The 18,729-nt window shown below is 53.7% G+C and carries 14 protein-coding genes; 4 read left to right on the plus strand and 10 right to left on the minus strand.

The features are described 5' to 3' along the window. Positions 1-111 precede the first annotated feature (111 nt). The 5 genes from rpsA to FOY96_RS14305 form a co-directional block, all read right to left on the minus strand. Complete coding sequence (gene rpsA, locus FOY96_RS14285) at positions 112-1,785, minus strand: 30S ribosomal protein S1 (RefSeq protein WP_008499966.1); 1,674 nt, start codon at positions 1,783-1,785, stop codon at positions 112-114. A 111-nt stretch (positions 1,786-1,896) separates the two neighbouring features. Beyond that, positions 1,897-2,580 (minus strand): (d)CMP kinase, encoded by a 684-nt coding sequence (cmk, locus tag FOY96_RS14290; protein ID WP_013097305.1) that lies wholly within the window; start codon positions 2,578-2,580, stop codon positions 1,897-1,899. Positions 2,581-2,765: 185 nt separating this feature from the next. After that, the gene (gene aroA, locus FOY96_RS14295) at positions 2,766-4,049 is read right to left on the minus strand and encodes a 3-phosphoshikimate 1-carboxyvinyltransferase (protein WP_032658201.1); all 1,284 of its coding nucleotides are present in this window, start codon (positions 4,047-4,049) and stop codon (positions 2,766-2,768) included. 69 nt (positions 4,050-4,118) lie between these two features. After that, positions 4,119-5,207 (minus strand): 3-phosphoserine/phosphohydroxythreonine transaminase, encoded by a 1,089-nt coding sequence (gene serC, locus FOY96_RS14300; protein ID WP_029739497.1) that lies wholly within the window; start codon positions 5,205-5,207, stop codon positions 4,119-4,121. 162 nt (positions 5,208-5,369) lie between these two features. Continuing rightward, entirely contained in the window at positions 5,370-6,062 is a 693-nt protein-coding gene (locus FOY96_RS14305) for a DUF421 domain-containing protein (RefSeq protein ID WP_023310994.1), read from the minus strand. 127 nt (positions 6,063-6,189) lie between these two features. On the opposite strand from FOY96_RS14305, the gene ycaO reads away from it, so the two are divergent. The 4 genes from ycaO to pflA all read left to right on the plus strand — a co-directional run bounded on the left by ycaO (position 6,190) and on the right by pflA (position 12,493). Continuing rightward, the gene (gene ycaO, locus FOY96_RS14310; RefSeq protein ID WP_087822270.1) at positions 6,190-7,950 is read left to right on the plus strand and encodes a 30S ribosomal protein S12 methylthiotransferase accessory factor YcaO; all 1,761 of its coding nucleotides are present in this window, start codon (positions 6,190-6,192) and stop codon (positions 7,948-7,950) included. A 406-nt stretch (positions 7,951-8,356) separates the two neighbouring features. Continuing rightward, entirely contained in the window at positions 8,357-9,214 is an 858-nt protein-coding gene (gene focA / locus FOY96_RS14315; RefSeq protein WP_008499974.1) for a formate transporter FocA, read from the plus strand. A 51-nt stretch (positions 9,215-9,265) separates the two neighbouring features. After that, positions 9,266-11,548 (plus strand): formate C-acetyltransferase, encoded by a 2,283-nt coding sequence (gene pflB / locus FOY96_RS14320; RefSeq protein ID WP_143347288.1) that lies wholly within the window; start codon positions 9,266-9,268, stop codon positions 11,546-11,548. Between the two features lie 204 nt (positions 11,549-11,752). Then, complete coding sequence (gene pflA / locus FOY96_RS14325; RefSeq protein WP_023310991.1) at positions 11,753-12,493, plus strand: pyruvate formate lyase 1-activating protein; 741 nt, start codon at positions 11,753-11,755, stop codon at positions 12,491-12,493. A gap of 35 nt (positions 12,494-12,528) precedes the next feature. Here the strand turns inward: pflA and FOY96_RS14330 are convergent, their stop codons facing one another. From FOY96_RS14330 to dmsA, 5 genes are all read right to left on the minus strand, one after another. Then, a complete protein-coding gene (locus tag FOY96_RS14330) occupies positions 12,529-13,050 on the minus strand; it encodes an anti-virulence regulator CigR family protein (protein WP_023310990.1) in 522 nt (173 codons plus the stop codon). Positions 13,051-13,173: 123 nt separating this feature from the next. Then, positions 13,174-14,322 carry an MFS transporter gene (locus FOY96_RS14335; protein WP_143347289.1) on the minus strand — a complete coding sequence of 383 codons (1,149 nt, stop codon included), beginning with the start codon at positions 14,320-14,322 and terminating at the stop codon, positions 13,174-13,176. A 275-nt stretch (positions 14,323-14,597) separates the two neighbouring features. Further along, positions 14,598-15,461 carry a dimethyl sulfoxide reductase anchor subunit family protein gene (locus tag FOY96_RS14340; protein ID WP_029739492.1) on the minus strand — a complete coding sequence of 288 codons (864 nt, stop codon included), beginning with the start codon at positions 15,459-15,461 and terminating at the stop codon, positions 14,598-14,600. A gap of 1 nt (position 15,462) precedes the next feature. Further along, positions 15,463-16,080, minus strand: a complete 618-nt coding sequence (locus tag FOY96_RS14345) for a DMSO/selenate family reductase complex B subunit (protein WP_047061494.1) — start codon at positions 16,078-16,080, stop codon at positions 15,463-15,465. 10 nt (positions 16,081-16,090) lie between these two features. Then, the gene (gene dmsA, locus FOY96_RS14350) at positions 16,091-18,535 is read right to left on the minus strand and encodes a dimethylsulfoxide reductase subunit A (RefSeq protein WP_047061493.1); all 2,445 of its coding nucleotides are present in this window, start codon (positions 18,533-18,535) and stop codon (positions 16,091-16,093) included. Between the last annotated feature and the right edge of the window lie 194 nt (positions 18,536-18,729).

The following is an 18,729-nucleotide window of genomic DNA, read 5'->3' on the forward strand; positions in this document are numbered from 1 at the left end:
TAGCCGCCCTTTGTTATTGATTACAGGACGAATCCTGCAATCTGTCAAGTTTGCTCCTCATCCTTCACGCTGTAAATGCGTTACAGCGCAAATGATGCTGAGAACCTGATATTACTCGCCTTTAGCTGCTTTGAAAGCTTCAGCCATTGCGTTGTTAGAGAAGTTTGCATCTTCCTGTTTGTTAACAGTTGCGATTGCATCTTTCTCATCAGCTTCGTCTTTAGCACGAACAGACAGGCTGATTGCACGGTTCTTACGGTCAACACCGGTGAACTTAGCTTCAACGTCGTCGCCTACGTTCAGAACCAGAGTGGCATCTTCAACGCGGTCACGTGAAGCTTCAGAAGCGCGCAGGTAACCTTCAACGCCGTCAGCCAGTTCTACGGTTGCGCCTTTAGCGTCAACTGCAGTCACTTTACCGTTTACGATTGCGCCTTTCTTGTTCAGTGCAACCCAGTTGTTGAACGGATCTTCTGCGAGCTGTTTAACGCCCAGGGAGATACGCTCACGCTCTGCGTCAACCTGCAGAACAACTGCAGCGATTTCGTCGCCTTTTTTGTATTCACGAACTGCTTCTTCGCCTGCAACGTTCCAGGAGATGTCAGACAGGTGAACCAGGCCATCGATGCCGCCGTCCAGGCCGATGAAGATACCGAAGTCAGTGATAGACTTGATTTTACCTTCAACACGGTCGCCCTTGTTGTGGGTTTCCGCGAACTGCTGCCATGGGTTGTTTTTGCACTGTTTCAGGCCCAGGGAGATACGACGACGTTCTTCGTCGATATCCAGAACCATCACTTCCACTACATCACCAACGTTAACAACTTTGGATGGGTGGATGTTTTTGTTGGTCCAGTCCATTTCGGAAACGTGCACCAGGCCTTCAACGCCTTCTTCGATTTCAACGAAGCAGCCGTAGTCAGTCAGGTTGGTTACGCGACCAGTCAGTTTAGTACCTTCTGGGTAACGCTTAGCGATAGCTACCCATGGATCTTCGCCCAGCTGTTTCAGGCCGAGGGATACACGAGTACGCTCGCGGTCGAACTTCAGCACTTTAACAGTGATTTCGTCGCCCACGTTCACGATTTCGCTTGGGTGCTTAACGCGTTTCCACGCCATGTCGGTGATGTGCAGCAGGCCATCAACGCCGCCCAGGTCAACGAATGCGCCGTAGTCAGTGAGGTTCTTAACGATACCTTTGACTTCCATGCCTTCCTGCAGGTTTTCCAGCAGCTGATCGCGTTCTGCGCTGTTTTCGGATTCGATAACGGCACGACGGGAAACAACAACGTTGTTACGCTTCTGGTCCAGCTTGATTACTTTGAATTCAAGCTCTTTGCCTTCCAGGTGCAGAGTGTCACGAACTGGACGAACGTCTACCAGAGAACCTGGCAGGAACGCACGAATACCATTCAGCTCAACAGTGAAGCCACCTTTAACTTTGCCGTTGATAACACCGACCACAGTTTCAGCTTCTTCGTAAGCTTTTTCCAGCGTGATCCATGCTTCGTGACGTTTAGCTTTCTCACGAGAAAGCAGGGTTTCACCGAAGCCGTCTTCTACTGCGTCCAGAGCAACGTCAACTTCGTCACCTACCTGGATTTCCAGCTCGCCCTGGGCGTTTTTGAACTGCTCTGCCGGAATGGCGGACTCAGATTTCAGACCGGCGTCAACCAGTACTACGTCTTTGTCGATAGCAACAACAACACCGCGAACGATGGAACCCGGGCGGGTTTCGATTTCTTTTAAGGATTCTTCAAACAGTTGAGCAAAAGATTCAGTCATGTTTAATCTTCAGGTTAATATTAACGTCCACCTGGCTCCGTGCCGGATGGGGTTGTTTCACATACCCGCCGTCAATCCCTTGCAGCGGGGGTACTGCTAAATCGGTCGCGATTACGCGAGTGCCAGTTTTTGGCGCGCATATTGTAGCGCTTTTTCAATCACTTGCTCAATAGTTAAACTGGTTGAATCCAGAACTAATGCATCTTCTGCAGGAACAAGTGGGGCGACGGCGCGGTTACGATCGCGGTCATCGCGCTCTTTTATCTCGGATAAAAGGCGATCAAAGTTAACACTAAACCCCTTTTCCTGCAACTGAAGCATGCGGCGTTGAGCACGTTCTTCCGAAGAGGCGTCGAGGAAAATTTTCACAGGTGCATCAGGGAATACCACGGTTCCCATATCGCGTCCGTCAGCGATCAGACCCGGGGCTTCACGGAACGCGCGCTGACGACGTAACAGCGCCTCGCGAACGCGCGGGAACGCCGCGACCTGAGAGGCCGCATTAGCTACTTCCTGCGTACGGATTTCGCCGCTCACGTCTTCCCCTTCAAGGATGACTTCCAGGTTGCCATCGGTCGATACGAAACGCACATCCAGATGCGCAGCCAGCGGAACCAGCGCTTCTTCAGACGCGACATCCACATGGTGATGCAGCGCGGCCAGCGCCAGCACGCGATAGATTGCTCCCGAATCTAAAAGATGCCATTGCAATGCTTCCGCCATCGCTTTGCACAGAGTACCTTTCCCTGCGCCACTCGGCCCATCAATGGTGATTACCGGGGCAACTGCCGTCATCTTTTTCTCCTTAAATAAGGCATACCGTTTACATGAACGCCGCGCATTATACGCGCCAACGTGCGCAACTGTTACCTTTGCGTGCAAATTACGGAATGATTGAAGCAGAGTGTAGAAGAAATGAGCGGAGGTGTTCGTAATGAAGCGTAAGCAAATGCCGCATCGGGCGATGCGGCAAGGCGTTATCAGGCCAGCGTGCTAATGCGTGCCAGCTGTTCGAAGTAGTCCGGGAAGGTTTTCGCGGTACATTTCGGATCAAGAATGGTGACAGGCGTGTCTGACAGCGCCACCAGCGAGAAGCACATCGCCATGCGGTGATCGTTGTAGGTGCCGATTTCCGCAAACTGCAGTTTTGCCGGAGGGGTCACGCGAATGTAGTCTTCGCCCTCTTCCACCTCGGCACCGACTTTTCGCAGCTCTGTCGCCATTGCGAACAGGCGGTCCGTCTCTTTTACGCGCCAGTTGTAGATATTACGCAGCGTGGTCGTGCCTTTGGCAAACAGCGCCGCCGTGGCAATGGTCATCGCCGCATCCGGGATATGGTTCATGTCCATGTCGATGGCGTTCAGCTCGCCGTGGGTACAGGAGATGAAGTCATCGCCCCAGGTGACAATGGCACCCATTTTTTCCAGCACGTCCGCAAAACGGATGTCGCCCTGCACGCTGTTACGGCCAATACCGGTCACTTTTACCGTGCCGCCTTTAATCGCCCCCGCAGCCAGGAAGTAAGACGCGGATGACGCATCCCCTTCAACCAGGTAGTTGCCCGGAGACTGGTACTGCTGCGCCCCGCGCACCACGAAGCGCTGATAAGACTGATTTTCCACCTCAACGCCGAAGGTTTTCATCAGGTGCAGCGTGATATCAATGTACGGTTTGGAGACCAGCTCACCTTTAATGGTGATAACCGTATCCTGCGGTGCCAGCGGCGCGGTCATCAGCAGTGCCGTCAGGAACTGGCTGGAAACGCTGCCGTCAACCTCGACGTGACCGCCGGTAAAACCGCCGCGCAGACGCAGTGGCGGATAGTTTTCCTGCTCCAGATACTCAATCTGCGCGCCGCCCTGACGCAGGGCGTCCACCAGGTGACCAATCGGACGCTCCTTCATGCGCGGCTCGCCGGTCAGCACGATGTTGTTGCTCCCCAGGCACAGGGCCGCCGCCAGCGGGCGCATCGCGGTACCCGCGTTGCCCAGAAACAGCTCAAGCTCTTCGCCCGAACGCAGCGCGCCGCCGTTGCCGGTCACTTCGCAGCGGGTACGATCGTCGGAGAGAGTGTAATGAACGCCCAACGCTTTCAGCGCATTGAGCATATGGCGCACGTCATCGCTGTCCAGCAGGTTTGTGAGGACGGTGGTGCCGTTTGCCAGAGCTGCCAGCAGCAAAGCGCGGTTCGAGACACTTTTTGAACCAGGCAGATTAATGGTGCCATCTACCCGCGCGATAGGTTGTAACGTCAGGGATTCCATGAAAACTAAACTCTCAACTCAACATAATAAAAACCCCGCAGGGACGCTGCGGGGGTGAAAAACAGCAAATTAACCGTGACGACGTTCGAAGTCGATCATGAAATCCGTCAGGGCTTTAACGCCTTCCAGCGGCATCGCGTTATAGATGGAGGCACGCATGCCGCCAACGACACGGTGACCTTTGAGCGCATGCAGACCTGCCGCGAAGGACTCTTCCAGGAATACTTTGTCCAGGCTGCTGTCCGCCAACTGGAACGGCACGTTCATGCGGGAACGGTTCGCTTTCGCCACATCGTTGCGGTAGAAATCGCTCTTGTCGATCACGCCATACAGCAGTTCAGCTTTCTGCTGATTGACCTTGTCCATCTGCGCCACGCCGCCGTTTTGCTTCAGCCATTTGAAGACCAGGCCGGAGAGATACCAGGCAAACGTTGGTGGGGTGTTGAACATCGAATCGTTATCGTTCAGCACGGTGTAATCGAGAATCGAAGGACAGGATTTATGTGCTTTACCCAGCAGGTCTTCACGCACAACGACGATAGTCAAACCGGCCGGGCCGATATTTTTCTGCGCGCCCGCATAGATAACGCCGTAGCGGCTGACATCAATTGGCGCAGACAGAATGGTGGAGGAGAAGTCGGCGGCAACCACGACATCGCTACCGAAGTTTGGCGTCTCGTCGATGGCAATCCCGTCAATGGTTTCGTTCGGGCAGTAGTGCAGATACGCTGCGTTATCGGAAAGCTGCCACTCGCTCATTGGCTTCACGGCGCGCAGACCGTCAACGGTCACTTTGGCGTCGATAACATTCGGCGTGCAGTATTTATGCGCTTCTTTAACCGCGCTTGCCGCCCAGTAACCTGCGTCAACGTAGTCAGCCGTCGTTTTATCACCGAGAATATTCAGCGGAACGCCTGCAAACTGGCCGCGTCCACCGCCGTGACAGAACAATACTTTGTAGTTCGAGGGAATATTCAGCAGATCGCGAAAATCCTTTTCTGCCTCTTCCGCCACCTGAATAAACTCTTTACCACGGTGGCTGATTTCCATCACCGACGTACCGAGACCGTTCCAGTCACAGAGTTCCTGTTGAGCCTGTTTAAGCACGTCTGCCGGTAACATTGCCGGACCTGAACTGAAATTAAAGACTTGAGCCATTTCCCCTCACCACGCTAAAAGCCATAAGTTATAACTGTGGATATCGGTTTTATCATTCAGTGACACGCGCCGCAATGTCTAAAACTTATGACCCGCGAAATGTGCCCCGCGTCACACAAAACAATCTGCCGCCTCGCCAGGACAAAACCGACAAAATGGCTGTCAGGTGATGCGTTTGGCCCGGCTAACCTTCGTCCATTCCGGATTTGCACAGCGGGGGCATAATTGACGATCCCCCGGCTGCATCGCGACAACATGGCTACATCTTACGCAAGCATACTCGCCTGATTCCGGTACGGTTCTGAAACGCTCAATGAGCATATCCGGCAGGATACACAGTCCCGGCTTCACCTCGTCGTCAGAATAGTAATAGACGCTGATCTGCCCGTTGGTTTCCATGATCGCCAGACGCACCTGCCCGAGCTGTTCAACGCTGTTCAGGCGAAGCTCCATAAAGAACTCAAACTCGGTCATATTGGCGCTTTGTACATTTTCCCAGGCCAGCTGTCCGTCCTCGACGATAACGACCGGCTTCCCTTCAAGCAGATCTTCCAGCTTTTCGCTTTTCGACATCAGCCACATGACAAGACGGTAAAGTAGCGCCAGTGAGACAAAAACGATAAACACCGGCACCATCGGCACGTCGTCATAAAAGGCGACGTCACCCGCCGCCGAGCCCAGCGTCAGGATGATCAACACCTCAAAGAGCGACATCTGCCGCACGCCTCGGCGGCCGGTGATTTTAAGAAACAGGAAGACGAGGACGAAGGTATACAGGCTGCGCAGCGCCACTTCGCCCAGAAATTCAGGAGGAACTTTATCAAACGCCATCCGCTGGAGATCAAATGCTTTCATTTTTCTATGCCTTAACAGTCAGTTACTGCCACTAAGCATAGCCCAGCCTTTTATTTTCGCCGAAGATAGCACCCGTCACGCAAAACCCGTATCATTGCGCGCTTTACGTACGATAAAAGTGAACGCCATGACTCAAACGTTTATCCCCGGCAAAGACGCCGCTCTGGAAGATTCCATCGCTCGCTTCCAACAGAAACTGACCGACCTGGGTTTTAACATCGAAGAAGCCTCCTGGCTCAATCCGGTACCTCACGTCTGGTCCGTGCATATTCGCGATAAAGACTGTGCCCTGTGCTTTACCAACGGTAAAGGCGCGACAAAAAAAGCGGCACTGGCCTCTGCGCTGGGTGAGTATTTTGAGCGTCTGTCCACCAACTATTTCTTCGCTGACTTCTGGCTGGGCGAAACCATCGCTAACGGCCCGTTCGTTCACTATCCAAATGAAAAATGGTTCCCGCTGACCGAAGATGACGAGCTGCCGGAAGGTATTCTCGACGCGCGCCTGCGTGCCTTCTACGATCCAGACAGCGAACTGACCGCCAGCATGCTGATCGATCTGCAGTCCGGAAACGACGATCGCGGTATTTGCGCCCTGCCCTTTACCCGTCAGTCTGACGAGCAGACCGTCTATATCCCGATGAACATCGTCGGCAACCTGTATGTATCCAACGGCATGTCCGCCGGTAACACCCGCAATGAAGCGCGCGTGCAGGGTCTGTCTGAAGTCTTCGAGCGTCACATCAAAAACCGCATTATTGCCGAATCCATCAGCCTGCCTGAAATTCCGGCAGACGTGCTGGCGCGCTACCCGGGCGTAGTGGAGTCCATCGCCAAGCTGGAAGCCGAAGGTTTCCCAATCTTTGCCTATGACGGCTCGCTGGGCGGTAAGTATCCGGTTATCTGCGTCGTGCTGTTTAACCCGACCAACGGTACCTGCTTCGCCTCATTCGGCGCGCACCCTGACTTCGGCGTGGCGCTGGAGCGTACCGTTACCGAGCTGCTGCAGGGCCGTAGCCTGAAAGATCTCGACGTCTTCACCCCGCCAACGTTTGACGATGAAGAAGTGGCCGAGCATACCAACCTTGAAACCCATTTCATCGACTCCAGCGGTTTAATTTCCTGGGATATGTTCAAGCAGGACGCCGACTATCCGTTCGTGGACTGGAGCTTTGCCGGGACCACGGAAGAAGAGTTCGCCACGCTGATGGCCATCTTCAACGCGGAAGATCGGGAAGTCTACATTGCCGACTACGAACATCTTGGCGTCTACGCGTGCCGCATTATCGTTCCGGGCATGTCCGACATCTACCCGGCTGAAGATCTGTGGCTGGCCAATAACAGCATGGGCGCGCACCTGCGCGAAACGCTGCTGGCTCTGCCGGGCAGCGAGTGGGAGAAAGAAGATTATCTGAACCTGATCGCCCAGCTGGACGAAGAAGGCCACGATGACTTTACCCGCGTACGCGAACTGCTGGGCCTGGCGACCGGTAAAGACAACGGCTGGTATACCCTGCGCATCGGTGAGCTGAAAGCGATGCTGGCCCTGGCGGGTGGCGATTTGGATCAGGCCCTGGCCTGGACCGAGTGGACCATGGAATTCAACCAGTCGGTCTTCTCTGCCGAGCGCACCAATTATTACCGCTGCCTGCAAACCCTGCTGCTGCTGGCCCAGGAAGAGGATCGCGAGCCGCTGCAATACCTGAATGCTTTCGTGCGGATGTACGGAGCTGAGGCCGTAGAAGCAGCCAGTGCAGCCCTGAGCGGCGAAGAGCCGTTCTATGGCCTGCAGGCTGTTGATAGCGATCTGAAAGCCTTCCCGGCGCATCAGTCGCTGCTGAAGGCCTACGAAAAACTGCAGAAAGCAAAAGCCGCTTACTGGTCAAAATAAGCGCACATAACATTACCAGCTGTAGGCGTATTCAATCGTCTGGGCTATATTACGGGGCAATTTCATTGCCCCGTTTTTTATTTTCTTCGGCAATGACTGTTGATTGTAATAATAAAGTTAAACATGGGTAAATATAATAATATTTACCTAGGCTTTACTGTTACTTTTTATGGTAAATACTCCATATTAATTAACTGTGTCAGAGGTGGCTGAACGAAAAAATTCAACTCTTTTCATAACTTTTAAAATTTATTTTTATACGGATAATCAAATACTTACTCCGCATTTGCTGTAAAACCATACACACTGCGGGCCTATAAGCCAGGCGAGATATGATCTATATCAATTTCTCTTCTATAATGCTTTGTTAGTATCTCGTCGCCGACTTAATAAAGAGAGAGTTAGTGTGAAAGCTGACAACCCTTTTGATCTTTTACTCCCTGCTGCGATGGCCAAAGTTGCCGAAGAAGCGGGTGTCTATAAAGCAACGAAACACCCGATGAAGACGTTCTATCTGGCGATCACGGCTGGTGTGTTCATCTCTATCGCTTTCGTCTTCTACATCACCGCCACCACCGGTACTGCCGGAATGCCTTTCGGCATGGCCAAACTGATTGGCGGCATTTGCTTCTCACTGGGTCTGATTCTCTGCGTCATCTGCGGCGCCGACCTCTTCACCTCAACGGTGCTGATTGTCGTGGCAAAGGCCAGCGGAAGAATTACCTGGGGTCAGCTGGCACGCAACTGGCTTAACGTCTACGTGGGTAACCTGGTTGGCTGTCTGCTCTTTGTTTTGTTGATGTGGCTTTCTGGCGAGTACATGACCGCCAACGGTGGCTGGGGCCTTAACGTCCTGCAAACCGCCGACCACAAAATGCACCACACATTTATCGAAGCCGTTGCTCTCGGCATCCTCGCTAACCTGATGGTCTGCCTGGCTGTATGGATGAGCTACTCGGGTCGTAGCCTGATGGACAAAGCCTTAATTATGGTTCTGCCGGTTGCGATGTTTGTTGCCAGCGGCTTTGAGCACAGTATCGCGAATATGTTCATGATCCCAATGGGCATTGTCATCCGCGACTTTGCAAGCCCGGAGTTCTGGACCGCAGTTGGTTCATCCCCGGAAAGTTTCTCTCACCTGACTATTATGAATTTCATTACTGATAACCTGATCCCTGTCACTATCGGGAACATTATCGGTGGGGGTCTGTTAGTTGGGTTGACATACTGGGTCATTTACCTGCGTGGCGACGATCATCATTGATGGTTTTCTCAGGCAGTAAATAAAAAATCCACTTAAGAAGGTAGGTGTTACATGTCCGAGCTTAATGAAAAGTTAGCCACAGCCTGGGAAGGTTTTGCGAAAGGTGACTGGCAGAATGAAGTAAACGTACGTGACTTCATTCAGAAAAACTATACCCCGTATGAAGGTGACGAATCCTTCCTGGCTGGCGCAACTGACGCGACCACCAAGCTGTGGGACAGCGTAATGGAAGGCGTTAAACTGGAAAACCGCACTCACGCGCCAGTTGATTTTGACACCTCCGTTGCTTCCACCATCACTTCTCACGATGCTGGCTACATCAACAAAGCCCTTGAGAAAATCGTTGGTCTGCAGACTGAAGCACCACTGAAACGCGCAATCATCCCGTTCGGTGGTATCAAAATGGTTGAAGGTTCCTGCAAAGCGTATAACCGCGAGCTGGACCCAATGCTGAAAAAAATCTTCACCGAATACCGCAAAACCCACAACCAGGGCGTATTCGATGTTTACACCAAAGACATTCTGAACTGCCGTAAATCTGGCGTTCTGACTGGTCTGCCAGATGCGTATGGCCGTGGCCGTATCATCGGTGACTACCGTCGCGTTGCGCTGTACGGTATCGACTTCCTGATGAAAGACAAGTACGCGCAGTTTGTTTCCCTGCAGTCCGATCTGGAAAACGGCGTAAACCTGGAAGCGACTATCCGTCTGCGTGAAGAAATCGCTGAACAGCACCGCGCGCTGGGTCAGATCAAAGAGATGGCAGCAAAATATGGCTGCGATATCTCTGGTCCGGCTACCAACGCTCAGGAAGCTATCCAGTGGACCTACTTCGGCTACCTGGCCGCTGTTAAGTCTCAGAACGGTGCAGCAATGTCCTTCGGTCGCGTATCCACCTTCCTGGATGCGTACATCGAACGCGACATCAAAGCAGGCAAAATCACCGAGCAAGACGCTCAGGAAATGATTGACCACCTGGTCATGAAACTGCGTATGGTTCGCTTCCTGCGTACTCCTGAATACGATGAGCTGTTCTCTGGTGACCCAATCTGGGCAACAGAATCAATCGGTGGTATGGGCGTTGACGGCCGTACTCTGGTAACCAAAAACAGCTTCCGCTTCCTGAACACCCTTTACACCATGGGTCCTTCTCCGGAGCCGAACATCACCGTTCTGTGGTCTGAAAAACTGCCTCTGAACTTCAAGAAATTCGCCGCTAAAGTGTCCATCGATACCTCTTCTCTGCAGTACGAGAACGATGACCTGATGCGTCCGGACTTCAACAACGACGATTACGCTATCGCTTGCTGCGTAAGCCCAATGGTTGTTGGTAAACAAATGCAGTTCTTCGGTGCGCGTGCAAACCTGGCGAAAACCATGCTGTACGCAATCAACGGCGGCGTTGATGAAAAACTGAAAATGCAGGTTGGTCCTAAGTCTGAGCCGATCAAAGGCGACGTTCTGAACTTCGACGAAGTGATGGAACGTATGGATCACTTCATGGACTGGCTGGCTAAACAGTATGTCACTGCGCTGAACGTAATCCACTACATGCACGACAAGTACAGCTACGAAGCCTCTCTGATGGCGCTGCACGACCGTGACGTTATCCGCACCATGGCGTGTGGTATCGCTGGTCTGTCCGTTGCTGCTGACTCCCTGTCTGCAATCAAATATGCGAAAGTTAAACCAATTCGTGACGAAGACGGCCTGGCTGTAGACTTCGAAATCGAAGGTGAGTATCCGCAGTTTGGTAACAACGACTCTCGCGTTGATGACATGGCGGTTGACCTGGTAGAACGTTTCATGAAGAAAATTCAGAAACTGACTACTTACCGTAACGCTATCCCGACTCAGTCTGTTCTGACCATCACCTCTAACGTTGTGTATGGTAAGAAAACCGGTAACACCCCAGACGGTCGTCGTGCTGGCGCGCCATTTGGCCCAGGTGCTAACCCAATGCACGGTCGTGACCAGAAAGGTGCGGTTGCCTCTCTGACCTCCGTTGCTAAACTGCCGTTTGCTTACGCGAAAGATGGTATCTCTTATACCTTCTCTATCGTGCCAAACGCGCTGGGTAAAGACGACGAAGTGCGTAAAACTAACCTCGCGGGTCTGATGGATGGTTACTTCCACCACGAAGCGTCCATCGAAGGTGGTCAGCACCTGAACGTGAACATCATGAACCGTGAAATGCTGCTCGACGCGATGGAACACCCTGAGAAATATCCTCAGCTGACCATCCGCGTATCTGGCTACGCAGTACGTTTTAACTCCCTGACTAAAGAACAGCAGCAGGACGTTATCACCCGTACTTTCACTCAGTCCATGTAACTGGAATTGACTGAAATCACGCGTTAAAAAGCGTACAATAAAGGCTCCACGTCAGTGGGGCCTTTTTAGCACCCTCTCCACCTCAGTCTCTTTTGTCCGCTATCTATACTCTATGGATATCAGCCAAAACAGACTTCAACACAGCCGGCTTTGAGCTGTGCATACTCAGGCCCCGGACGGGCCGATGCTGGAGATATCACCGCAATGTCAATTATTGGTCGCATTCACTCCTTTGAATCCTGTGGCACCGTCGATGGCCCGGGTATCCGCTTTATCACCTTTTTCCAGGGCTGCCTGATGCGCTGCCTGTACTGCCATAACCGTGACACCTGGGATACGCACGGCGGTAAAGAAGTGACCGTTGAAGACTTGATGAAAGAGGTGGTGACCTACCGCCACTTTATGAACGCGTCCGGCGGCGGCGTCACCGCATCCGGCGGTGAAGCCATTCTGCAGGCCGAATTTGTCCGCGACTGGTTCCGCGCCTGCCATAAAGAAGGCATTCATACCTGTCTCGACACCAACGGCTTTGTGCGCCGCTACGATCCGGTTATCGACGAGCTGCTTGAAGTGACCGATCTGGTGATGCTCGATCTTAAACAGATGAACGATGAGATCCACCAGAACCTCGTTGGCGTCTCAAACCACCGCACGCTGGAATTCGCCAAATACATTGCCGATAAAGGCATCAAAACCTGGATCCGCTACGTGGTGGTTCCCGGCTGGTCAGATGACGACGACTCCGCGCACCGCCTGGGGGAATTTACCCGCGACATGGGCAACGTCGAAAAAATCGAGCTTCTCCCCTATCACGAGCTGGGTAAACATAAATGGGTGGCGATGGGCGAAGAGTACAAACTTGATGGCGTGAAGCCGCCAAAAAAAGAGACGATGGAACGCGTCAAAGGTATTCTTGAACAGTACGGCCACAAGGTGATGTATTAAAGAAAAGCCCGGTGAAAACCGGGCTTTTTTATATTCTATTTAAAGACGCCGTTAATAACGGAGGTCACAATGGCTGTACTCAGCGCAATTAAGACCAGGTCGTCTCCGACCACGCGCCATTCATAGCCAGGGTAGGAAGGAAGCTGACCCAGCATTGAGGCCGGCACGGTTTTCTTCGCAATGCCCGGAGGCAACGGTTTACCGCGCGCCAGGTTTTTCGCGATACCCGGAGGCAGAGAGTCATAGCCCGTTAGGCCATAATTCAGCGCCAGATGGCGGGCATGATCGAAGCTCACGCGAGCGTCGACATCGTTACCGACATCTTTACTGCTTTTAAAGCTTTTATCCGATTTTCCAGGGTTATCCTGACCGTTATTTTGCTTATTGCCATGGTTACCAGAATTTCCGTTACCATGATTACCGCCATTACCTTGCCCGCCACCGTTTCCGTGACCACCGCCATTCCCGTTTCCAGGATTAGCCATGACCGGAGCCGTTGCAAACGTTAAAGACAACACTACGGCAAGTGCGGTAGTGGAAAAACGACGAATAGACATGATTGCTGCCTTATAGTGGTAGGACTCACATGAATTATCGCCTGGCGCAATAAACAAACAATAAGTAAAACTCTTAGTTGTGACCGGGACAAAAAAGCCTGTCATCGACAGGCTTTTATTTAATCAGGCATGTGCCACAGGCGTTGGATGCTCGCCTGCTTTGCGCAGCAGCATCAAGAGATAAATAAACGACACGCTGGCGATCATGATAAACAATAAGTTATCAGAGTAATTCTGCATCAGCATCGCGGTAAACGTCGGGCCTAATAAGCTGCCGATGGTATAGCTCAGTAACAGCGCCTGGTTCATTGCTACCAGCTGGTGATGTTCAACTTTCTCACAGGCCCAGGCCATCGCGACCGGATAGAGCGTAAAGCCAGCCGCCCCGAGAATAAACAGCGCAGGCGCCATCGCGGCGTTGCTGAGCATGGCAAGGCATCCCATAATGACCACAAAGACCTGCACGCGCAGCACCAGCAGACGACCGAAGCGGTCCGCCAGACGGCCAATCGGCCACTGCCCGACGATCCCCGCACTCACCATCACCGCCATCCAGAAGCCAATTCCAGAATCGCTGACGCCCTGATGATTCAGATAGAGCGGCATCAGGCCATAGAGCGAGCCCAGTACAATCCCCGAGATAATGCAGCCGTTAACGCCCAGACGCGCCTGACGGAGTCTGAGCATCGGCCAGACGTGGGTCGATTCCTGATGCTCGCTGTTCTGGTTCACAATGCGCGTGAAGAGCAGCGGCAGGATCGCGGCGAGCACCATGCCCGTTACCCACGGCAGAACGCTCATCAGATCGGTTGGCAGCTTGCTGACCATCAGTTGACCCAGCACGGTGCCGACGTAGTAAACCATCATATAGGCCGCCAGCAGGCGTCCGCGGTTGCGGGAGGTGCCGCTGCACATCAGCGCGCTTTCAACCACCACCCAAATCATCGCGCAGCCTACGCCTGCGATAAAGCGCCATGCCATCCAGCTCCAGAAGCCGACCATCAGGCCCAGCCCGGCACACCCGGCGGCGAAAATCAGCGAAGCCAGATAATAGCTGCGATTAAAGCCAAAGCGCTTAATCAGGCTCCCGGTCATTAGCGTACCCAGCAGGTTCCCGGTAAAAAAGGACGAGCTGACCATACCCACCTGCCAGGTCGGTAAGTTTTCATGGGCGAGCCATAGCGGGACGAGCGTATTTAACACTGCGATCGCCAGGGTCAACAGAAGCAGGCCACAAAGCAACAGAAGCACTGGCCGGGTATAGGTGGTCATGGATTAAAAACCGTGAGGAAGTTCAGATTTCGTGCGCATCATGCCACTGGCAAAACCAAAGTCAATCCACTGACTTAGCCGCCTCGCACAATATGTTCCCTGTCGATTTAAAAAACTTATCCTGCTAATGCCACGCCTGCTATAGATATTAATTATGTGTCTGTTTTTATTTATTAATGGGCGAAATTAAAACAAAACGACAGTCGAAAAATTTCATGATCGAAAAAAGAAAAAGCCGGGCACTCAGGCCCGGCTTGATATAACTCAATGCAACGTTAACTGGCGATAGCCATACCAACGGTCATATGCAACCCGTAGAACACACCGCGGCCAATCAGTTCACCCGCCAGGACCAGCACAAAGGCCAGTGACAGCAGCGGCAGCGCGGGCTGATAACCTTTAAGCTGAGGAGCGATCCAGAATACCAACGCCGCGACCAGCAGAACGATGCGCCAGGCCATCAGAGAACCGTAGTCCGGCACCAGGGCAGAAGCCTGCTGGATAGAGCTGTGAATGGTTGCCAGTTCTGCCCCCTGCATCAGAGCGACCATCGCACTCACCACCAGCGCCAGCAGCGAAACAGCCGGCAGCAAACGCATTGCCCACCCGTCTACGCCCGCCACGCGCAGCAGCAGGTAGCCCAGCAGCGGCCCGCCGATAAACATCGTCAGGAAGAAGCTCATCGGCGTCCAGACGCTGTACCAGGTTGGAACGGTATCGATGGTGTTATAGACGCGCACCATCATCCACACGAACACCACGCCCAGCACCATGGTCACGATCAGCCACAGGCTGCGCAGACCCGCAGGCAATTTCTTCAAAGCGGCCAGCAGCCAGCCCAGCCCACCGACGGCAAAGAAAATTGCCCCGCTGGCAATCTCGTTACTGAGGGATGAGGCCCCCACGCGGTTCAGAGAGTTAAACGCGCGCATCGGCGAACCCAGGTGCAGCGTAGAGGCGATAAACCCAATCCCCATCAGCACCCACAGGCCAAACATGCTCAACACTAAACGCTGCTGCTGTTCAGCGTTGAGATTCCCCTTCAGCAGCGCCAGCGCGAGCACAATGAAACCGCCCGCCACGCACTGGCCAAAGACCGTGAAGATCATCAGCGGCCATTCATGCCATCCACTTCCCATCTCACACCTCCTTCGGATTTGCCAGGTAGCCGGTGGTGTCACCTGTAGGACGGCTGTTGGCGTTAGGTTTAATCACAATGCTCGGCTTCGTGAAGTGCGCAGACGGCAGCGGTGCCACTGCGGCAAGCTGACCGTGTTTTTGACGCAGCTCTTCAATCGGGCCGAAGTCCAGCGCGCGCAGCGGACAGGACTCGACGCAAATCGGCTTTTTGCCGTCCGCCACGCGGGTGTGGCAACCGTCGCATTTGGTCATATGACCTTTGGCGGCGTTGTACTGCGGCGCGCCGTACGGGCACGCCATGTGGCAGTACCGACAGCCGATGCAGACATCTTCGTTCACCACCACAAAACCGTCTTCACGCTTGTGCATCGCCCCACTCGGGCAGACCTTGGTGCAGGCCGGATCTTCACAATGGTTACAGGCAATCGACAGGTAATAGGCAAAGACGTTCTGATGCCAGACGCCGTTATCTTCCTGCCAGTCGCCACCGGCGTATTCGTAAATACGGCGGAAGCTGACGTCAGGAGTCAGGTCTTTGTAATCTTTACAGGCCAGCTCGCAGGTTTTGCACCCGGTGCAACGGCTGGAATCGATAAAAAATCCATACTGGGTTGTCATCGGCTACTCCTTAAACCTTTTCAACCTGGACAAGGTTTGTGTGGGATGGGTTGCCCTTCGCCAGCGGCGACGGACGCTGCGTGGTCAGCACGTTAATACTGCCCGCCTGGTCGATGCGGTTGGCATCAGGGTTGTACCAGGCCCCTTCCCCCAGCGCCACCACGCCTGGCATCATGCGCGGCGTCACTTTGGCCTCAATGTGCACCTCGCCGCGGCCGTTGAAGATACGCACGCGATCGCCATTGCTGATGCCGCGTGCTTTGGCATCCATCGGGTTGATCCACATCTCCTGACGGCAGGCGGCCTTGAGTACGTCGACGTTACCGTAGGTGGAGTGCACGCGCGCTTTGTAGTGGAAACCTGTCAGCTGCAGCGGGAATTTCGCCGTCAGCGGATCGTTATAGTTCTCGAAACCTGGCGTGTAGATCGGCAGCGGATCGATAACGTCCCCTTCCGGCAGCTCCCAGGTCGACGCGATTTTTGCCAGCTCTTCTGAGTAGATTTCGATTTTGCCCGACGGCGTGGTCAGCGGGTTCGCCTGCGGATCTTCACGGAACGCTTTGTACGCCACGTGGTGCCCTTCCGGATCGCGCTGTTTGTACATACCCTGCTTACGGAAGGTATCGAAATCAGGCAGGTCAGGGACCGCCTTACGGGAGAGTTCATGCAGATGGCGCATCCACCCTTCCTGAGTACGCCCCTCGGTAAACTGCTGCTCAACGCCAAGACGTTTCGCCAGCTCAGAGGTCATCTCATAAATGGTTTTGCACTCGAAGCGCGGTTTAATCGCCTGGTCGGTAAAGATCACATAGGACATGTTGCCGCAGGAGGCGTCCAGCGCGAAATCCATCTGCTCAGAGGCCGTGCAGTCCGGCAGCAGGATATCGGCATATTTCGCCGAGGAGGTCATGTGGCAGTCGATGACCACAATCATCTCGCACTTCTTATCATCCTGCAGGATTTCATGGGTGCGGTTGATTTCGGAGTGCTGGTTGATGAGACAGTTACCGGCATAGTTCCAGATCATCTTGATCGGCACGTCCAGCTTGTCCTTGCCGCGCACGCCGTCGCGCAGGGCGGTCATTTCAGGACCACGTTCGATCGCATCGGTCCACATAAACATGGAGATGCTGGTCTGAACAGGGTTATCCAGCGTAGGCATACGTTCAAACGGCACTTCATACGAGCCTTCACGCGCGCCGGTGTTACCGCCGTGAATACCGACGTTGCCGGTCAGAATGGAGAGCATGGAGATGGCGCGAGTCGCGATTTCGCCGTTCGCATGGCGCTGCGGTCCCCAGCCCTGGCTGATGTAGGCCGGTTTGGCCGAGCCAATCTCACGCGCCAGCTGAACGATACGCTCGGGCGGAATACCGGTGATGGTGGACGCCCACTCGGGCGTTTTCGCCACGCCGTCGCTGCCCTGCCCGAGAATATAGGCTTTGTAATGACCGTTAGCAGGCGCGCTGGCTGGCAGGGTTTTCTCGTCATAGCCGACGCAGTATTTATCCAGGAAAGGCTGATCGACGAGGTTTTCTGTGATCATTACCCACGCAAGCGCCGAGACCAGCGCTGCATCTGTACCCGGACGGATTGGGATCCACTCGTCTTCACGTCCGGCGCCGGTGTCGGTATAGCGCGGATCGATAATGATCATGCGGGCATTGGATTTGGCGCGGGCCTGTTCGAGGTAATAGGTTACCCCGCCGCCGCTCATGCGGGTTTCGCCCGGGTTGTTACCGAACAGGACGACCAACTTACTGTTTTCGATATCGGACGGGCTGTTGCCGTCCGCCCAGCCGCCGTAGGTGTAGTTCAGGCCCGCAGCAATCTGCGCCGATGAGTAGTCACCATAGTGATTAAGATAACCACCGCAGCAGTTCATCAGACGTGCCACCAGCGTTTTACCCGGTGGCCAGGAGCGGGTCAGCGTACCGCCGAGCGTCCCGGTGCCGTAGTTCAGGTAGATGGATTCGTTGCCATACTCTTTGATAAGGCGCTGCATATTGGTGGCGATAATGTCGTAGGCTTCATCCCAGCTAATCCGCTCGAACTTCCCTTCCCCACGCTTACCGACGCGCTTCATCGGATATTTCAGGCGGTCCGGATTATACACGCGACGACGCATGGAGCGGCCGCGCAAGCAGGCGCGAACCTGATGTAACCCTTCATAGTTATCGTCCCCGGTATTGTCGGTTTCGACATATTTTATTTCGCCGTCCACCACATGCATACGCAGCGGACAACGGCTACCGCAGTTTACGGTACAGGCACTCCACACCACTTTTTCCGGAGCTGAGGCTGGGGATAGTGCATCAGCCGCTGAGGCCAGTCGGGTAAAAGGAAGCGTGAAGGCGCTGCTGGCTACGGCCAGGCCGCCTATTGCCGTGGTTTTCATCAACCCACGGCGAGTGACCTCGGCAGCCATTAATGCTTCAGGCGCGTTGATTTTCATAGAGACTCACTTTGGTTGCTCACAAAGAAAAGAATGGCGGCGCAAACCGCTATGTAGTTTTATATACAACGATTTTTTACGTAATCAGCTTTTTATGCTGACTTTCATTCGGAGGAGTATTACTACTTTAGAGGGAGGGGGTATTGCGTCGTGTCAATTCAGAGGCATAAAAAAAGCGCCCAAAGGCGCTTTTT

The organism is Enterobacter asburiae (assembly GCF_007035645.1).
Classification (GTDB): Bacteria; Pseudomonadota; Gammaproteobacteria; order Enterobacterales; family Enterobacteriaceae; genus Enterobacter; species Enterobacter asburiae_B.